Source organism: Mesorhizobium sp. M4B.F.Ca.ET.058.02.1.1 (assembly GCF_003952505.1).
Lineage (GTDB): Bacteria > Pseudomonadota > Alphaproteobacteria > Rhizobiales > Rhizobiaceae > Mesorhizobium.
This window is the reverse complement of record NZ_CP034450.1, coordinates 3,813,848-3,831,316: the sequence shown is the minus strand read 5'-3', so window position 1 is coordinate 3,831,316 and position 17,469 is coordinate 3,813,848. Positions and strand designations below refer to the sequence as shown.

Here is a 17,469-nt window from a genome sequence, read left to right as displayed (position 1 = left end):
CTTCCAGGCGAGCTGGATCAGCCCCTTGCCGGGATGGTGAGTCCCTTTTGCACCGCCGGGCGCCCCAATCCGCGCTCCAGCCATGCCGCAACGATCGGAAAATCGTCGAAGCCGACGAGCTCGCGCGCCTCGTAGAAGCCGATCAAATTGCGTACCCAGCCGAGCATCGAGATGTCGGCGATGGTGTAGTCGTCGTCCATGATCCAGCTGCGGCCCTTGAGCCTGGTTTCGAGCACGCCGATCAGCCGCCGCGATTCGTCGCGATAGCGCTCCAGCGGCCTCTTGTCGGCGATCTCGCGTCCAGCGAATTTGTTGAAGAAGCCGACCTGACCGAACATCGGCCCGATTGCCGCCATCTGGAAGAACACCCACTGGATCGTCTCGTAGCGACGGATGGGATCGGCGGGAATCAGCTTGCCGGTCTTGTCGGCGAGATAGAGCAGGATGGCGCCGGATTCGAACAGGCCAATCGGCTCTCCGCCCGGGCCGTTCGGATCGATCATCGCCGGTATCTTGCCGTTGGGGTTGAGCGACAGGAATTCCGGCGTCCAGCTCTCGTTCTTGCCAATATTCACCGGATGCGGCTCGTAGGGCAGGCCGATCTCCTCCAGCGCGATCGATACTTTCACGCCATTGGGCGTCGGCCATGAATAGAGCTGGATGCGCTCGGGGTACTTGGCCGGCCAGCGCTTGGCGATCGGAAAGGCGGACAGGTCGGTCATCGAAGGCTCCTGGACGGGAATGCACGCTGAACGGCGGGGTCGTGGCGGGTCGCCAAAAATTAGGCGCGGGGTCCGCCTCGATCAATATGCCGGCCACGGTTGCGCGGGGCGGACCGTCAACGAAAAATGAGCCGGCAGGGATCGACGCTATCAGACCGCCTTGAACGCCAGCACCGCATTGGTGCCGCCAAAGGCGAAACTGTTGCTGAGCGCTGTGCGCACCTTGCGTTCGCGCGCGACATTCGGCGTCACGTCGAGATCGCAATCCGGGTCGGCCTCGCGGAAATTCGCGGTCGGCGGCACGATGCCGTCGCGGATCGCCATCACGCAGGCGATCATTTCCAGCCCGCCGGAGGCGCCGAGGCAATGCGCATGCATCGACTTGGTCGAGGAGACCGAGAGCGTGCGCACATGCTCGCCGAAGACGCGCTTGATCGCCGCCGTCTCGATCTGGTCGTTGGCCTTGGTGCCGGTGCCGTGCGCGTTGAGATAGTCGACATCCTCCGGATTGAGGCCGGCGTCGACAAGGCAGAAGCGCATCGCCGCTTCCGGTCCCTCGATGGTCGGCGCGACGATGTCGGAGGCGTCGGCGGAGAGGCCGGCGCCGGCGATTTCGGCAAGGATGGTGGCGCCGCGCGCCATCGCGTGGTCATAGCTTTCCAGCACCGCCATGCCGGCGCCTTCGCCAAGCACCAGTCCCTGGCGGTCGGCCGAGAACGGCCGGCAGGTCTCGGGCGACAGCACGCGCAGCGCTTCCCAGCCCTTCAGCACGCCCCACACCAGTGGTCCTTCAGTGCCGCCGGCGACCATGACGTCGGCGCGGCCGAGCCGGATCTGGTCGACGGCCGCAGCGATTGCGTGGTTGGCCGAGGAGCAGGCCGAGGTGGCGCCGAAGACCGGTCCGCGCAGGCCGAGATTCATGCTGACCTGGCCGGCGGCTGCGCCCGGCATCACTTTCGGCACGGTGAAGATGCCGGCGCGGTTCTTCTTTTCGATCAGGATGGCGCGATAGTTCTCCTCGATCGCCTCAAAGCCGCAGACGCCGACGCCGACGACCGCACCCATCCGGTAGGTGTTGTCCGCATGCGTGGCCAATCCCGATTGCTGCATGGCTTCCCGCGCCGCGATCACCGCCAGGAGGCTGAAACGGTCCATCGACACGAGCTGCTTGCGGTCGATGCCGTGCTCCGGCAGTTCCTTGATCTCGCAGCCGATCTTGACCTTCAGGTCGTGCAGCAGCGGATTATCGATCGGACCGATGGCCGAGCGGCCGGCGCGCATTTCGCTCCACATGGCGGCGGCATTGGTGCCAAGGCCGCAAAGCCCGCCGATGCCGGTGATGACGACGCGTTTCAGCATGCGGTCAGGCTTTTTTCGCGATCAGCGCGCGAACCGCCTCGACCATGTCGCCGACATTCTTCAGATTGCTCCAGGCATCGACCGTGTTCATCTCGATCTCGATGCCGTACTGTTCCTCGAGATCGAAGATGATCTCGGTCAATTCCAGTGAATGGATGCCCAGCGCGGTCAGTTCGGTGTTGGTGGTGATCTCTTCGCCGCCCGGCTCGGCATGAGCCTTGATCTTCGCGATGATTTCCGTCGCCAGCTGATCAGCCATTCGGTCTCTTCCCCACTTTGTCGTTTCCCGACGCCAACTGTCCAGCGCCCCTTTATCCCCGGATTCGCTTCGTCGACGTCGCTTCATGCCCCGCCTGGCGTTGCATGACCATTCCAAGGTGGCTCCCTCTATAGAAACCGAAACGCTGTCAAGCAACAAGCTATATATCGACAAAGCCGCCGGAGTGCTTAACGTTGGCGGCATGAACATGATGAACCCTGTTTCGACTTCAGCACCGGCTGCGCAACGTGTTGCGGGGCGAGCCAGGCTTTTCTGCGGCAACAAGGGCGGCCGTACGCGTCTTGAGCGCCTCTATCAGGATGGATCGGCCAAGATCCGTATGCCGGCCACCGCCGCCGACCCGCTCGAGGCGGTGCTGATCAACACCGCCGGCGGCCTGACCGGCGGCGACCGCCTCGCCTGGGAGGTGCAAGTCGGCGCCGGCGCTTCGGCCTCGATCACCACCCAGGCCTGCGAGAAGGTCTATCGCGCCGCATCCGACCGCGCCGAAATCCGGGTGAAGCTCGATGTTGGCGAAGCGGGCCGCCTCGCCTGGCTGCCGCAGGAAACCATCGTCTTCGACCGGGCGGCTTTCGCCCGCAGCCTCGACGTAGAGCTTGCCGCCGACGCCGAGGCGCTGCTGCTGGAGGCCACCGTCTTCGGTCGCCTGGCCATGGGCGAAAGGACGACACAGGGAAATTTCCACGACCGCTGGCGTGTCCGCCAGGACGACGCCCTCATTCACGCCGAGGATTTCCGCATCGGACCCGATATCGCAGCCGCGCTCGGCCGGCCCGCCGTCGCCGGCGGCGCCGCCGCGGTCGCGACGCTGCTGATGGTCTCGCCGCAGGCGGAGGCTTTCCTCGATCCGGCGCGCGCCATCATCGGCGATGCCGGCGGCGCCAGCGTCTGGACCGTCAACCAATCTGGCAAGCTTCTTGCGAGGCTGTTCGCCGAGGACGGCTACCGGCTCCGCAAGCGGCTGGTTCCGCTTGTCGAATTGCTCAACGGACGGGCGGGCCTGCCCAAATTATGGTCACTCTGAAGCTGAATACGCCAATCCGGGAAGACGCATGAACCTGACGCCGAGGGAAAAGGACAAGCTGCTCATCGCCATGGCGGCGATCGTGGCGCGCAAGCGGCTGGAGCGCGGCGTCAAGCTCAACCACCCGGAGGCGATCGCTTTAATCACCGACTTCGTCGTCGAAGGCGCCCGCGACGGCCGCCCGGTCGCCGAGCTGATGGAGGCCGGCGCCCATGTCGTCACCCGCGCGCAGGTGATGGACGGCATCGCCGAGATGATCCACGACGTGCAGGTGGAGGCGACGTTTCCCGACGGCACCAAGCTGGTGACCGTGCACGAGCCGATACGCTGAGGAGGAAAAGATGCTGGAGCTGCGCCCCAACTGCGAATGCTGCGACAGGGACCTGCCGCCGGAGGCGACGGACGCATTGATCTGCACCTTCGAATGCACATTCTGCGCCGATTGCGCCGGAAACGTGCTCGGCGGCGTCTGCCCGAACTGCGGCGGCAATTTTACGGCGCGGCCGATCCGGCCGGCGGCCATGCTGAAGAAATACCCGGCTTCCACCAAACGCGTGCTCAAGGCCGAGGGCTGCGGCCCCCGCGTGGCCGCCTGACCGTCCCCAGAGAAGGCATAAGAGAAGGCATATATCGATGATCTCAGCTTCGACGAAACGCACCACGCTGACTGCCGTCATGCTGCTGGCGGCGGCGATGCCCGCCTATGCCCATGTCGGAGTCGGCACGACCTCGTCCTTCGCCGCCGGCTTCATGCATCCGCTGTCCGGCCTCGACCACATGACGGTGATGATCGCGGTCGGTCTCTGGGCGGCGCTCAAGGGCGGCAAGGCGATATGGGCGTGGCCACTGGCCTTCATCGGCGTCATGCTGATGGGCGGCGCGCTCGGCATGATGCAGGTGCCCGTACCCTTCGTCGAGCCGGGCATTCTTGCCTCGGTCGTGGCGCTTGGCCTGCTGGTGGCACTTGCGGTTGACCTGCCTGTCTCGGCCGGTGTCGCCATCATCGGCCTGTTCGCGCTGTTCCATGGCCACGCCCATGGCACTGAAGTGCCCGAAAACGCGGGCGGGCTGGAATACATCGCAGGTTTTGCCGTCGCCACCGCGCTGCTTCATGCCACCGGCATCGCCCCCGCGCTCGGCCTCGGGTCACGCTTTCGTAGCCTTGCCCGCGCCGCCGGCGCGGCTTGCGCGGCGGTTGCCGTCGGCCTCGTATTCGGCGTCCTGTGGGGTTGGCGATGATCCCCGGCGAAGTCATCACCGCCAAAGGCGATATCGAGCTCAACAAGGGCCTGCCGACGCTGACGCTGAAAGTCGCCAACAGCGGCGACCGGCCGATCCAGGTCGGAAGCCACTATCATTTCTTCGAAACCAATGAAGGGCTGAAATTCGACCGCGAGGCCGCCAGGGGCATGCGCCTCGACATTGCCGCCGGCACGGCGATCCGCTTCGAGCCGGGGCAGGAGCGCGACGTCACGCTGGTGCCGCTCGGCGGCAAGCGCGAGGTCTACGGTTTTCAGCAGAAGGTGATGGGCAAGCTGTGAGGTCGATGGCGCCTGGAGCTGTCGGTCCATTCCGCGCTTCCGGCTCAGCCCGGCGGCTTGGCCGCCGCATAAATGACGACCTTACCCGGATCGTCGAAGGCGACGGCGACGACGTCCTCTGCCTGCACGCGCCGCGAATCGATGGCGTTGAACAGCAGCGCGTTGGCTTCGATCTCCTTGCGCAGCTCCGCGATGTCGTCCCGATGCTGCTCGATCTTGCTCTCGATCACCGGCGGCGGACCGCCTTCGCTGCGCGCGGCGTCGGTGAGGAACACGATATCGACCTTGTCGAGCTTGGAGGTCTTTCGCACCGCGCCGATGTTCTCGCGCGTCCGGTCGATCGCGGTGGCGACTTTGCCGGCCTCGTCGGTGGTCTTGGTCTCTTCTTGCTTGACCTCGGAGCCGACGATCCGGTCGACCGTCTCCTTGTTTTCGAGCCCTTGCGCCTTCAGTCCGGCAACGGGCGCCGTTGCCAGCAGCAGCGCCATGGCGGCAGCACTTTGCAGCCTTGTAGCGGGACAGGGGTTGATCGCCATCGCTCGCTCCTGAGGGGGATCGTTTCGGGACGCGGTGCAGCGCGAAAAGAACGAAACGACTCCCGCCCGGCGAAGGTTCCCTCTCTAATGCCATGGGCGGGCCAGGTGCCGGCCCGCCACGACACGGCGTCAGCTCGCCTTCTTGGTGATAAGGGTCAGCGCACCATCGGTGTTCATGCTGGCCGCGATCACTTGCGCCGAGGTGAGCCCCTTGGCTTCCAGCGCCGACTTCACCTTGGGCGTCGCGTCGATCGAGCTGCGCAGTTTCTGCAGGCCGGCTTCACCGCGCTCGGCGATCACCTGGTTGACCTGCGTCTGGGTGTCCTTGGGCAGTTCGGTGATGTCGACGATATTGACGCTCTGGATCGTCGGCACGGCCGGCTGCGCGCTGGGCGCCGTGGGAGCGGTCGGCGCGGGCTGCGGTGCAGGCTGCTGCTGGGCGCTGGCGGCACTCGCCAGCATCGCGGCAGCGGCGGCCGCCAGAAGTGTCGTTTTGCGCATGGATTTTCCTTCCATCGATTTGGCAAACGGTCGTTTCGGGGTGACTCGCCCACCTCAACCGCCAAATGGGAACACAAGGTGTCGCCCAGCGGGTCATTGCGTGACCATAGGGTGGCGCCAATGTGGAGCCCGCCTTCGATCGGGCCGCTTTTCGGGAGCAAGTGCTGATGGCTAGAATTACCCGCGCCGCCTATGCGCAGATGTACGGCCCGACAGTCGGCGACAAGGTGCGGCTTGCCGACACCGAGCTGATCATCGAGGTCGAGAAGGATTTCACCCTCCACGGCGAGGAGGTGAAATTCGGCGGCGGCAAGGTGATCCGCGATGGCATGGGCCAGAGCCAGGTGGCGCGCGCGCAAGGCGCCGTCGACACCGTCATCACCAACGCCTTGGTGATCGACGCCTCCGCCGGCATCTTCAAGGCCGACATCGGCCTCAGGGACGGCCGCATCGCGGCGATCGGCAAGGCCGGCAATCCGGACATGCAGGACGGCGTCACCATCATCATCGGCCCCGGCACCGAAATCATCGCCGGCGAGGGCAAGATCCTCACCGCCGGCGGCTTCGACGCGCATATCCACTTCATCTGCCCGCAGCAGATCGAGGAAGCGCTGATGAGCGGCATCACCACCATGCTCGGCGGCGGCACCGGTCCGGCGCATGGCACCTTGGCCACCACCTGCACGCCGGGCCCGTGGCACATGGCGCGGATGATCCAGTCCTTCGACGCCTTCCCGATGAACATCGGCCTGTCCGGCAAGGGAAATGCCTCGCTGCCGGCAGGGCTGGAAGAGATGGTGCTTGCCGGCGCCTGTTCGCTGAAGCTGCACGAGGACTGGGGCACGACGCCGGCCGCGATCGACTGCTGCCTGTCGGTCGCCGACGCCTATGACGTGCAGGTGATGATCCACACCGACACGCTGAACGAGTCCGGCTTCGTCGAGAACACCGTCGCGGCGATCAAGGGCCGCACCATTCACGCCTTCCACACCGAGGGCGCCGGCGGCGGCCATGCGCCCGACATCATCAAGGTCTGCGGCCTGCCCAACGTCATCCCGTCCTCGACCAATCCGACAAGGCCTTACACGGTGAACACGCTGGCCGAGCATCTCGACATGCTGATGGTCTGCCATCATTTGTCGCCATCGATCCCCGAGGACATCGCCTTCGCCGAAAGCCGCATCCGCAAGGAAACCATCGCGGCCGAAGACATCCTGCACGACACCGGCGCCTTCTCGATCATCTCCTCCGACAGCCAGGCCATGGGCCGCGTCGGCGAGGTGGCGATCCGCTGCTGGCAGACGGCAGACAAGATGAAGCGCCAGCGCGGCGCGCTGCCTGAGGAGACCGGCGACAACGACAATTTCCGCGTCCGCCGCTACATCGCCAAATACACCGTCAATCCGGCCATCGCGCATGGCCTGTCGAAGGAGATCGGCTCGGTGGCGGTCGGAAAACGCGCCGATCTGGTGCTGTGGAACCCGGCCTTCTTCGGCGTCAAGCCGGAGATGGTGCTGGTCGGCGGCTCGATCGCCGCCGCCCCGATGGGCGACCCCAACGCCTCGATCCCGACACCGCAGCCGATGCACTACCGGCCGATGTTCGGCGCCTACGGCAAGGCGCTCACCAACTCCTCGGTGACCTTCGTCTCGAAGGCCGCGCTCGATGCCGGCCTGCAAGGCAGGCTCGGCGTCGACAAGGCGATGGTCGCGGTCGAGAACACGCGCGGCGGCATCGGCAAGCACTCCATGGTGCTCAACGACGCCACGCCTCACGTCGAGGTCGATCCGGAAACCTACGAGGTGCGCGCCGACGGCGAGTTGCTGACCTGCGAGCCGGCGACCGTGCTGCCGATGGCGCAGCGGTATTTCCTGTTTTGAAAAGATCAGCGCTTCTTGGCAATCGCCAAACCCGCAAATCCCTCGTGCTAGCCTTTGTTGTCCTCGGCTGTCTGGGCGGTTGCGGATATCTGAAAGAGCCGGTGGGCCTTCCGCGCCGAATATGCGACTTTGAAATTGGAAGCAGAGCGCAAGTTTCCGACAGGTTCAAACGCGGCAGCCTTCGAAACATGGTTTGCCGGCAGTTCGGCTTTTAGGCTAGCGAGCAATCCACCGGTTCTGCGACAATCCAAAGCTGGAGGTCAATGCGAGGTGCGCACCATGTGGCTTCGACGCGTCGAGGGTTGCATTAACATCATGGCTGCCAACTATTGCGTGGATGAAAAGGGCAAGATCGCTGAGATGACCTTTTCTCACTCCGGCTACTGCTAGCAACAAAGTCCGTTGGCGGCTCTTAAAGGTACGCCGCAATATGCGGCTCACGACAAGTGGCAACGTGATCAGGCATGCCCACCGAAATAGCCTCTCCGCACGACGTCTTCCCGCATATCCGCATCGTCATGGGCATGGTGATCGGCCTTGGCGTGACCCGGCTTCTGTCGGGAGTCGCCCGCCTCGTCCAGCATCCCGGGCAGTACCGGCTCTATCCGGTGCATCTGGCCTGGGTCGGCTCCATGCTATTGCTGCTGGTGCATTTCTGGTGGTGGGAGTTCGGCCTCTACGCGCTGGAGACCTAGACCTTCGGCAAATATCTTTTCATCATCTTCTATGCCGTCACGCTGTTCCTGCTCTGCGCGCTGCTGTTTCCGGATTCGATGCTCGATTACACCAGCTACGAGGACTATTTCTATTCGCGCCGCGCCTGGTTCTTCGGCCTGCTGGGCACCACCTATCTGCTCGACGTGATCGACACGCTGCTCAAGGGGGAGGAGCATTTCGCCCGCTACGGCCACGAATATCTGATCCGCACACCGGTCTTCGTCGGGCTCTGCATCGCGGCCATCATGGTGCGCGACCGCCGCTTCCACATCGCCTTCGTCGCCGTCACGCTGATCTATCAGGTATCGTTCATCCTGCGGCTCTTCGACACCATCGTCTGAGCGCCATTGGGCGGATGGACTGGATGAGCTACGCTTCGTTGGAAAGGCAGGTTTAGAGCCATGTACAAGGCCGTCGGATCGCGCGGGTCCCGGGTCAGCCGCGTCCTGTGGATGCTCGAGGAGCTCGGGCAGCCCTATGAATTCGTCGAGGTCAAGCTGCGCTCGCCCGAAGCTTACGCGCTCAACCCCTCCGGCAAGGTGCCGATCCTGATCGACGGCGATCTGAAGGTCACCGATTCCGCGGCGATCTGCGTCTATCTTGCCGAAAAGCATGCCGACAAAGGCATGGGCGCCAATCCGGGTCTCGCCGGCCGCGCCGAGATGGATTCCTGGATGCATTTCGCCCAGTCGGAATTCGAGGCGCCGCTGTGGAATAAGCTGCGCCACCGCTTCATTCTGCCGAAGGAAGTCCGCGTCGATGTCGGCCCCGCCGCCGCCCACGATTTCGCTGCGGAGGTCAAGGCGCTCGACCGGCGGCTTGGCGACAAGCCTTTCGCGCTCGGCGACCGATTTTCCGCGGTCGATGTGCTGCTCGGCGACATGGGTGGCTGGGCTCGCGCCGGCCGGTTTCCGATCGAGTCCGAGCGCGTCGACGCCTATTTCGAGCGCGTGCTGTCGCGTCCCCCCCGCGCGCGGGCGCAAGCTAATGGCGGAGCCATGAGATGAAACTGAACATCAACACCGACTTCACCAAATTCCCGCGCGCGATCTCCGTTCTCGCAGCGGACAAGGCCGGAGCGATCGCGCCCTACGCCAGGGCCGTGCTTGCCCATGACGAGCGGCATCTGCGCCGCCGCGCCATCGAGACGGAGAGCGGTGACAAGGTGCTGGTCGACCTGCCGGAGCCGGTGGCGCTCGACAATGGCGACCGGCTGGTGCTGGAGGACGGCCGCCAGCTCGAAATCGTCGCGGCACCCGAGGACGTCTACGACATCCGCGCCCGCGACTCCGTGCATCTCACCGAACTCGCCTGGCATATCGGCAACCGTCACCTCGCCGCCGCGATCGAGGCGGAGCGCATCCTCATCCTGCGCGACCATGTCATCAAGGCGATGCTGGAGGGATTGGGCGCAACGGTGCGCGAGGTCTCCGAGCCGTTCAAGCCGGTGCGCGGCGCCTATTCCGGCCATGGCGGCCATGATCATGGCCACGCGCACAGCCATGCCGAAGCGCATGCCCATGCGCAGGGCGAGCATACTCACAGCCACGCGCACAGTCATTCCCATTCGTATGATGACGACGACCATCACCACCATGACTGAGCCCGGCATCGCCCCGCTGCGGCTGATGGCGTGGCTGTCGCCGGCCTTTCCGGTCGGCAGCTTCTCCTATAGCCATGGCCTCGAGCGCGCCGTGCAGGACGGTCTGGTCGCCGACAGGCAAAGCCTTGCCGCCTGGCTGGACACGCTGGTCGAGATGGGTTCGGGCTGGAACGACGCCGTGCTGTTTGCCGAAAGCTGGCGGTGCGCCCGCGACAGTGGCGACCTCGGCGAGATCGCCGCTCTCGCCGAGGCCTTGGCAGGTTCGCGCGAGCGCCATGCCGAGACCATGCTGCAGGGCGCTGCCTTCCTCAAGGCTGCCTCGGCCTGGCCAAGCCCGGTGCTGGGGCGCCTGCCGGCCGATTGCCCCTACTGCGTCGCGGTCGGCGCCGTCGCCGGCGGCAATGGCATTGGCCTGCCGGACGCGCTCTCTGCCTTCCTGCAAACCTTCTTCTCGAACCTCGTTCAGGCGGCGATCCGGCTCGGCGTCGTCGGCCAGGTCGATGCCACCGCATTGTTAGCCGGCTTTGAGCCGCTTGCGCTTACCACCGCCGCCCGCGCCGCCGCCTCCACGCTCGACGATCTCGGTGGCTGCGCCTTCGTTTCCGACGTCATGGCGATGCGTCACGAAACCCAATATTCCCGGTTGTTCCGCTCATGATCGTGCTCGCCTTCGCGCTTTCCCTTGTCCTGCTCATCATCACCGCGCTGCATGTCTATTGGGGCATTGGCGGCATCTGGCCGGGCACGGATGCCAAATCCTGCGCCCGTGCCGTCGTCGGCTTCCGCGGCGTCGACGAGATGCCGTCGCCTGGCGCCAGCTTTGCCGTTGCCGCCTGTCTTGGCCTGGCGACGCTTTGGCCGCTGGCGCTTGAGGGCGTCTTTGCCTCGCCCTTTCCCAAGGCGGGCCTCGCCGCCACCTCGTTGCTCATCGCGCTGGTTTTCCTCGGGCGCGGCATTGCCGGCTTCACGCCATGGTGGCGCCGGCTGGCGCCCGAACAGCCTTTCGCGCGGCTCGACGTCAGCTACTATTCGCCGCTCTGCCTGCTGATCGGGGCAGGCTTCGCAATCCTCGCCATCACGGAGTTTTCCGCATGACCCAGGCCAACGGTCCCCTTCGCATCGGCATCGGCGGTCCCGTCGGTTCCGGCAAGACGACGCTCACCGAAAAGCTCTGCAAGGCGCTGCGCGACGACTTCTCCATCGCCGTCGTCACCAACGACATCTACACCAGGGAAGACGCCATGATGCTGGCCCGGCTGCAGGCGCTGCCGGAGGAGCGCATCGTCGGCGTCGAGACGGGGGGGTGCCCACACACCGCTATCCGCGAGGACGCCTCGATCAATCTGCAGGCGATCGCCGAACTGAACCGCAAATTTCCGGACCTCGACATCATCTTCATCGAGTCCGGCGGCGACAATCTCGCGGCCACCTTTTCACCGGACCTTGCTGATCTCACCCTCTATGTCATCTCGGTCTGCCAGGGCGAGGAGATCCCGAGAAAGGGCGGGCCGGCCATCACCCGCTCCGATTTCCTGATCATCAACAAGAGCGATCTGGCGCCCTATGTGAACGTCAACCTCGACGTGATGGAAAGCGACGCCGCCCGTATGCGCGGCAAGCGGCCGTTCGGCTTCACCGACCTGTCGCGCGGCAAGGGCTTGCGGGAGGTGATCGACTTCATCGTCGAGCATGGCGGGTTGCAATCGGCGCGCCCGGCCGCCTGAACGGTGTTTGCGCCAGCACTTTCCCGTTGCTGGCCGCCATTGGGCGCGGCATTGTCACCAAAACCGGAGGATTTTCGATGAGCATCGCCCGCCTGCAGAAGGAACCGCTGAGCAATCTGCCCTTCTATGAGGAGCGCGTCGACCTCGCCTGCGCCTTCCGCTGGACGGCGCGGCTCAACATGCATGAGGCGGTGGCCAACCATTTCTCGCTGGCCGTCAACGAGGACGGCACCAAATTCCTGATGAACCCCAACCAGGTGCATTTCTCGCGCATCAAGGCGAGCGACCTGCTGCTGATCGACGCCAACGATCCCGATACGCTTTCCGGCCCCAATGCGCCCGATCCGACGGCCTGGGGCCTGCACGGCGCCATCCATCGCAACGTGCCGCACGCGCGCTGCGTCATGCATGTGCACTCGATTCACGCCACCGTGCTCGCCTCGCTGGCCGACTCGACCCTGCCGCCGATCGACCAGAACTCGGCCACCTTCTTCAACCGCCATGTCGTCGACGCCAACTATGGCGGGCTGGCCTTCGAGGAGGAGGGCGAGCGCTGCTCGCAGCTTCTGACCGATCCCAAGGTGAAGGTCATGGTCATGGGCAATCACGGCGTGCTGGTCATCGGCGACACTGTCGCCGACACCTTCAACCGCATGTTCTATTTCGAGCGCGCCGCCGAGACCTACATCAAGGCGCTGTGGACCGGCCGTCCGCTGCGCACCCTGTCTGACGCCATCGCCGAGAAGACCGCGGCTGAAGCCAACGACTATCCCGGCCAGGCCGAACGCCATCTCGCCGAGCTGAAGGCGATCCTCGACGAGCAGGAACCGGTCTACCGGAACTGAGCCGCCATTCTCCCTTCTCCCCGTTCACGGGGACAAGCGCCGGCAGGCGGATGAAGGGCGGTGCCGATGTTTGCGAGTTCGCTTAGAGCCCTAATTGCGTCCGCAATTCATCAGCGCTGTTGATCACCACGGCCCCCGGCGGCCCAGCCATCGGCGCTTCCGGCCAGAACATCGTCCGCATGCCCGCCGCAAGGCCGGCCATGGCGCCGGTCAGGCTGTCGTCGACCGCGACGGATTGCGCCGGATCGACCTCGGCCAGATGAGCGGCGCGCAGGAACGGCTCGGGATACGGCTTGCCTTCGCGCACGTCGTTGCGGCTGATCGTCTTCATGCCGGGGTAGATCAGGCCGACGGCACGCAGATTGGCATCGACGATCAGCCGGTCGGAATTGGAGACAACCGCCTGCTGCACGCCGCGTTCGCGCAATTCGTTGAAGATCTCGATCGCGCCCGGACGCGGCTTCAGCGTCTCGGCCAGCGGCAGATAGTGATCGTATTTGCGCACGATCCAGTCGTCGAAGGGCAGGTCGAGCCCGAATTCGTCGCGCAGCATTTCGTAGACCGGCCAGGCGGCGACGCCCAGCACACGCTCGTGCAGATTGATCGGCGGCGCGATGCCGACGCTGCGCAGCGCCGCCACCAGGGCCGCCTCGTGCAACGGCTCGCTGTCGACCAGCGTCCCGTCCATATCCCAGAAAACCGCTTTCGGCGTCATGCAAGGCTCCTTTGCCGATCCCCATAATCGGTTTGCGTGCCGAGATAAACCGTCAAGCAGGCCTTCCTTTGCCGCCGTCCCCATTCCAGGTCGCATCGGGAGTGCAGGCAATTGCCCTGTCGATAGGCAATTGCGCGTTGGCACATTCCCTGTAAGCTAGTGGTACCCGCGCCCTGTTGGGCGGGTTTGGGAGGCAGAAGTGAATTCGCGGCAGGACAGCGGCAGCAACCGGTTGGACGACGCGGCGCGCGCCGGCTGGCTGTATTATGTTGCCGGCAACACGCAGGACCAGATCGCCTTGACGCTTGGCATTTCCCGCCAGACGGCGCAGCGGCTGGTGTCGCTGGCGGTCTCGGAAGGGCTGATCAAGGTGCGTGTCGACCACCCGATCGCCAATTGCCTCGACCTCGCGGCGCGGCTCAAATCGCGCTTCGCGCTCGATCTGGTCGAAGTGGTGCCGAGCGATCCCACCTCGTCCTCGACGACGATCGGCGTCGCCGAGGCGGCGGCGGCGGAAATCGAGCGGCGGCTGCGTTCCCCGGAACCCCTGGTCATGGCGATCGGCACCGGGCGCACGCTGAAGGCGGCGATCGAGCAGCTGCCGCCGATGGAATGCCCGCAGCACAAGGTGGTGTCGCTAACTGGCAACATCTCGCCGGATGGCTCGGCCGCCTTCTACAACGTCATCTTTACCATGGCCGATCGAGTCAAGGCACGCTCCTTCCCGATGCCGCTGCCGGTCATCGCCTCCTCGCCGGAAGAGCGGGACATGCTGCTCAGCCAGCCGATGATCCAGCCGACGCTGGCGCTGGCGGCGGAAGCCGACGTCACTTTCGTCGGCATCGGCGATCTCGGCCCCAAGGCCCCGCTCTATGAGGACGGCTTCATTTCCGAGGGCGAGTTGAAGTCGCTGCAGAAAGCGGGCGGCATCGCCGAGATCGTCGGCTGGGTGTTCGACCGCGAGGGCCGCATGATCGAGGGCATAACCAATGACCGCGTGTCCTCAGCGGCGCTGCCGTCGCGCGAAAGGTCGCTGGTCATCGCGCTCGCCATGGGTGAGCGCAAATTGCCCGGCATCCTTGCCGCCGTGAACCGGCGTCTGGTCAACGGCCTCATCACCGACGAGCGGACGGCGTCCGCGCTGCTGGCCAGTTGATTGGCGATAAAATCGCGATGTCTATTTGTGGCGTCCGCAGGGATCGTTGCCATCAAGAAAACCCATGTCACGCTGCAGATGGGGCGACAATTCCCTGACGTCGACATAGCTGCGCCTGCGGCGCGCCAACCGCGAAAATTCCCTTGCCAGCACGGAAAACCAGCCATTCGCAGGGGTAGAAACAAGTCTTTCCTGGATCGTGGTCATGATCGTCAGCCTTGCTATGCTTGAACTGTGTTGATCGTCGACCCCAAATATCGGGATGATTGGCAGATGCTTCCAATCAAACGTCGATCATGACCCATAAAGAGGCCTTATGCCCGATCTCACCGCCCGACAGTTTGCCCAGCTCCCGCCGCTGCAAGCGATCCGCGTGTTCGAGGCCGTAGCCAGGCACCTCTCCTTCACCAAGGCCGCCGAAGAGCTTGGCATGACGCAGGCGGCCGCCAGCTATCAGATCAAGCTGCTCGAAGAGCGTATCGGCGCGCCGCTGTTCCTCCGCCTGCCGAAGCAGATCGAACTGACCGAACCCGGTCAGCGCCTGGCGCCGGCCGTCAGCGAGGCTTTTGCGCTGCTGAGCGGCGCCTATTCGGCCGCGCGTGCGGGGGCCGACGGCGTGCTTTGCGTCTCCACCCTGCTCACCTTCGCTTCGAATTGGCTGGCCCAGCATCTGGGCTCCTTCCAAGTCGCGCATCCCTCGCTCGCCGTGCGTGTCGACACCTCGAACCGTGTCGTCGATTTCGCCCGAGAAGATATCGACATCGCCATCCGTTCCGGCGGCGGCAAATGGCCGGGCGTGGAAACGCATATGCTGTTCAGGGCCGATTTCACCCCGGTGCTCAGCCCCAAGCTTGCGGCAAGTATCGGCGGTGTCAAGGAGCCGGCCGACCTGCTCAAGCTCCCGATCCTCGATCCGGGCGACATCTGGTGGCAGGAGTGGTTCGCACTCGCCGGTCTCCCGGCCGAAGAGCTCGCCAATCGCCCCGGCACCAGCATGGGCGCGCAAGCCTATGAGGCCAATGCCGCGATGGCCGGCCAGGGCGTGGCGATCGTCACCAGGGCCCTGTTCAAGAACGAACTTGCCGACGGGCGGCTGATCCAGCCTTTCGATCTGGTCGGCGACGATGGCCATGCCTATTGGCTGGTCTATCCGTCGGCGCGCCGCAACGTGCCGAAAATCCGCGCCTTCCGCGACTGGATCCTGGCCGAGATCGCCTGCCAATAGGCTGATCTCCAAAAACCGTCGCTGGTAAACTCTGCCGGCTCCTCTCAACGCATCCGCCTGTGAGCTTTCGCGCAGCGGTGCATGGGTCATTTGTGCTGCGCTGCAGCATCGAATCCGGCTTGACATAATTCACGCTAAGTGAGTAATTGCTCACAGCCAAGGCAAATGCTCACTTTGGTTTATGGGAGGAATTTGATGAAACTTCGCACGCTCACTTTGGGCCTGTTGTCGGCTAGCGCCCTTGCGTTCGCCGCGCATGCCGAATCCATCACCATCGCCACCGTCAACAATGGCGATATGGTCCGCATGCAGAAGCTGACCGACGACTTCACCAAGAAGAACCCCGACATCCAGTTGAACTGGGTCACGCTCGAAGAAAACGTGCTGCGCGAGCGCGTCACCACCGACATCGCCACCAAGGGCGGCCAGTACGACGTCATGACCATCGGCACCTATGAGGTTCCGATCTGGGCCAAGCAGAGCTGGCTGCTGCCGCTCGACAAGCTCGGCGACGACTATGACGTAAAGGACATCATCCCGGCTATCGCTGGCGGCCTATCGGTCGACGGCAAGCTCTATGCCGCGCCCTTCTACGGCGAGAGCTCCTTCGTCATGTACCGCAAGGACCTGATGGAGAAGGCCGGGCTGACCATGCCCGATGCGCCGACCTGGGACTTCATCAAGCAGGCCGCCGACAAGATGACCGACCGCGCCAACGGCGTGAACGGCGTCTGCCTGCGCGGCAAGGCCGGCTGGGGCGAGAACATGGCCTTCCTGACCGCCATGTCGAACTCCTTCGGCGCCCGCTGGTTCGACGAGAACTGGAAGCCGCAGTTCGACCAGCCCGAATGGAAGAACACGCTGCAGTTCTATGTCGACCTGATGAAGGCCGACGGTCCTGAGGGCGCCTCGTCCAACGGCTTCAACGAGAACCTGGCGCTGTTCCAGCAGGGCAAGTGCGGCATGTGGATCGACGCCACCGTCGCCGCCTCCTTCGTCTCAGACCCGAAGAACTCCACCGTCGCCGACAAGGTCGGCTATGCGCTGGCGCCCGACAATGGCCTGGGCAAGCGCGGCAACTGGCTGTGGGCATGGTCGCTGGCAATTCCCGCCGGCACGCAGAAGGCGGAAGCGGCCGAGAAGTTCGTCTCCTGGGCAACCTCGAAGGGCTATCTCGATCTGGTCGCGGCGAAGGAAGGCTGGGCCAACGTTCCGCCGGGAACGCGCACCTCGCTCTACAACAACGCCGAGTACCAGAAGGCGGCGCCCTTCGCCAAGATGACGCTGGACTCCATCAACGCGGCCGACCCGACGCATCCGACGGTCAAGCCGGTGCCCTATGTCGGCGTGCAGTTCGTCGCCATTCCTGAGTTCCAGGGTCTCGGCACCACCGTCGGCCAGCTGTTCTCGGCGGCCCTCGCCGGCCAGTCGAGCGTCGACGACGCGCTGAAGCAGGCCCAGGACGCAGCCACCGCGGCGATGACCGAGGGCGGCTACATCAAGTAAGGCTCCTCCCGGTGCCGAACGCCGGTAGCGCATCATGACCGGCATTGGCCGCCCGAAACCCAGTTCGGGCGGCCACCTTCACAATCAAGAAAATTGTGACGCAACTCTAAAATCCGGCTGACATTTGGAGGGTGA

General features: G+C 64.6%; 22 protein-coding genes and 1 pseudogene. 16 read left to right on the top strand and 7 right to left on the bottom strand.

What is annotated here, in order from left to right:
* Positions 1–17: 17 nt before the first annotated feature.
* The 3 genes from EJ073_RS18700 to EJ073_RS18690 form a co-directional block, all read right to left on the bottom strand.
* Positions 18–722: a glutathione S-transferase N-terminal domain-containing protein gene (locus EJ073_RS18700; RefSeq protein WP_126057060.1), complete on the bottom strand. Its 705-nt coding sequence runs from the start codon at positions 720–722 to the stop codon at positions 18–20.
* A 150-nt stretch (positions 723–872) separates the two neighbouring features.
* A complete protein-coding gene (locus EJ073_RS18695; protein WP_126057059.1) occupies positions 873–2,081 on the bottom strand; it encodes a beta-ketoacyl-[acyl-carrier-protein] synthase family protein in 1,209 nt (402 codons plus the stop codon).
* Between the two features lie 4 nt (positions 2,082–2,085).
* Positions 2,086–2,340 carry an acyl carrier protein gene (locus EJ073_RS18690; protein WP_126057058.1) on the bottom strand — a complete coding sequence of 85 codons (255 nt, stop codon included), beginning with the start codon at positions 2,338–2,340 and terminating at the stop codon, positions 2,086–2,088.
* 202 nt (positions 2,341–2,542) lie between these two features.
* Between EJ073_RS18690 and EJ073_RS18685 the strand changes: the two genes are divergently transcribed.
* The 5 genes from EJ073_RS18685 to EJ073_RS18665 are packed head-to-tail and all read left to right on the top strand — an operon-like array spanning position 2,543 to position 4,926.
* A complete protein-coding gene (locus tag EJ073_RS18685) occupies positions 2,543–3,385 on the top strand; it encodes an urease accessory protein UreD (protein WP_189347637.1) in 843 nt (280 codons plus the stop codon).
* A 28-nt stretch (positions 3,386–3,413) separates the two neighbouring features.
* Entirely contained in the window at positions 3,414–3,716 is a 303-nt protein-coding gene (locus EJ073_RS18680) for an urease subunit gamma (protein ID WP_095805092.1), read from the top strand.
* Positions 3,717–3,726: 10 nt separating this feature from the next.
* Positions 3,727–3,981: a DUF1272 domain-containing protein gene (locus tag EJ073_RS18675; protein WP_126057056.1), complete on the top strand. Its 255-nt coding sequence runs from the start codon at positions 3,727–3,729 to the stop codon at positions 3,979–3,981.
* Between the two features lie 37 nt (positions 3,982–4,018).
* Positions 4,019–4,624 (top strand): HupE/UreJ family protein, encoded by a 606-nt coding sequence (locus EJ073_RS18670; protein ID WP_126057055.1) that lies wholly within the window; start codon positions 4,019–4,021, stop codon positions 4,622–4,624.
* Positions 4,621–4,926 (top strand): urease subunit beta, encoded by a 306-nt coding sequence (locus EJ073_RS18665; protein WP_126057054.1) that lies wholly within the window; start codon positions 4,621–4,623, stop codon positions 4,924–4,926. The genes EJ073_RS18670 and EJ073_RS18665 overlap by 4 nt, the downstream gene beginning before the upstream one ends.
* 44 nt (positions 4,927–4,970) lie before the next feature.
* On the opposite strand, the gene EJ073_RS18660 is transcribed toward EJ073_RS18665, so the two are convergent.
* Both EJ073_RS18660 and EJ073_RS18655 read right to left on the bottom strand, forming a co-directional pair.
* Entirely contained in the window at positions 4,971–5,462 is a 492-nt protein-coding gene (locus tag EJ073_RS18660) for a hypothetical protein (protein WP_126057053.1), read from the bottom strand.
* 129 nt (positions 5,463–5,591) lie between these two features.
* Positions 5,592–5,963 (bottom strand): hypothetical protein, encoded by a 372-nt coding sequence (locus EJ073_RS18655; protein WP_126057052.1) that lies wholly within the window; start codon positions 5,961–5,963, stop codon positions 5,592–5,594.
* 164 nt (positions 5,964–6,127) lie between these two features.
* Here EJ073_RS18655 and ureC point away from each other — a divergent pair, with 164 nt between their 5' ends.
* The 8 genes and pseudogenes from ureC to EJ073_RS18615 all read left to right on the top strand — a co-directional run bounded on the left by ureC (position 6,128) and on the right by EJ073_RS18615 (position 12,732).
* The gene (ureC, locus tag EJ073_RS18650; RefSeq protein WP_190233866.1) at positions 6,128–7,843 is read left to right on the top strand and encodes an urease subunit alpha; all 1,716 of its coding nucleotides are present in this window, start codon (positions 6,128–6,130) and stop codon (positions 7,841–7,843) included.
* A 464-nt stretch (positions 7,844–8,307) separates the two neighbouring features.
* Positions 8,308–8,901, top strand: a pseudogene (locus tag EJ073_RS18645) (hypothetical protein).
* A gap of 60 nt (positions 8,902–8,961) precedes the next feature.
* Entirely contained in the window at positions 8,962–9,567 is a 606-nt protein-coding gene (locus tag EJ073_RS18640) for a glutathione S-transferase family protein (RefSeq protein WP_126057050.1), read from the top strand.
* Entirely contained in the window at positions 9,564–10,163 is a 600-nt protein-coding gene (ureE, locus tag EJ073_RS18635; protein WP_126057049.1) for an urease accessory protein UreE, read from the top strand. The genes EJ073_RS18640 and ureE overlap by 4 nt, the downstream gene beginning before the upstream one ends.
* Positions 10,132–10,821 carry an urease accessory protein UreF gene (locus tag EJ073_RS18630; RefSeq protein WP_189347805.1) on the top strand — a complete coding sequence of 230 codons (690 nt, stop codon included), beginning with the start codon at positions 10,132–10,134 and terminating at the stop codon, positions 10,819–10,821. The genes ureE and EJ073_RS18630 overlap by 32 nt, the downstream gene beginning before the upstream one ends.
* On the top strand, positions 10,818–11,258 hold the full coding sequence (locus tag EJ073_RS18625) for a DUF3995 domain-containing protein (protein WP_126057047.1): 441 nt from the start codon (positions 10,818–10,820) through the stop codon (positions 11,256–11,258). Before EJ073_RS18630 ends, EJ073_RS18625 begins: the two co-directional genes overlap by 4 nt.
* Entirely contained in the window at positions 11,255–11,887 is a 633-nt protein-coding gene (ureG, locus tag EJ073_RS18620) for an urease accessory protein UreG (protein WP_126057046.1), read from the top strand. The genes EJ073_RS18625 and ureG overlap by 4 nt, the downstream gene beginning before the upstream one ends.
* Positions 11,888–11,964: 77 nt before the next feature.
* Positions 11,965–12,732, top strand: a complete 768-nt coding sequence (locus EJ073_RS18615) for a class II aldolase and adducin N-terminal domain-containing protein (RefSeq protein WP_126057045.1) — start codon at positions 11,965–11,967, stop codon at positions 12,730–12,732.
* Between the two features lie 82 nt (positions 12,733–12,814).
* Here the strand turns inward: EJ073_RS18615 and EJ073_RS18610 are convergent, their stop codons facing one another.
* Positions 12,815–13,447 carry an HAD family phosphatase gene (locus tag EJ073_RS18610; protein WP_126057044.1) on the bottom strand — a complete coding sequence of 211 codons (633 nt, stop codon included), beginning with the start codon at positions 13,445–13,447 and terminating at the stop codon, positions 12,815–12,817.
* Positions 13,448–13,646: 199 nt separating this feature from the next.
* On the opposite strand from EJ073_RS18610, the gene EJ073_RS18605 reads away from it, so the two are divergent.
* Complete coding sequence (locus EJ073_RS18605; protein ID WP_126057043.1) at positions 13,647–14,603, top strand: sugar-binding transcriptional regulator; 957 nt, start codon at positions 13,647–13,649, stop codon at positions 14,601–14,603.
* 21 nt (positions 14,604–14,624) lie between these two features.
* On the opposite strand, the gene EJ073_RS18600 is transcribed toward EJ073_RS18605, so the two are convergent.
* Positions 14,625–14,810: a hypothetical protein gene (locus tag EJ073_RS18600; RefSeq protein ID WP_126057042.1), complete on the bottom strand. Its 186-nt coding sequence runs from the start codon at positions 14,808–14,810 to the stop codon at positions 14,625–14,627.
* 109 nt (positions 14,811–14,919) lie between these two features.
* Between EJ073_RS18600 and gcvA the strand changes: the two genes are divergently transcribed.
* Together gcvA and EJ073_RS18590 are read left to right on the top strand one after the other, a co-directional pair.
* Positions 14,920–15,828: a transcriptional regulator GcvA gene (gene gcvA / locus EJ073_RS18595; protein ID WP_126057041.1), complete on the top strand. Its 909-nt coding sequence runs from the start codon at positions 14,920–14,922 to the stop codon at positions 15,826–15,828.
* Between the two features lie 195 nt (positions 15,829–16,023).
* Entirely contained in the window at positions 16,024–17,334 is a 1,311-nt protein-coding gene (locus EJ073_RS18590) for a sugar ABC transporter substrate-binding protein (protein ID WP_126057040.1), read from the top strand.
* Positions 17,335–17,469: the final 135 nt, after the last annotated feature.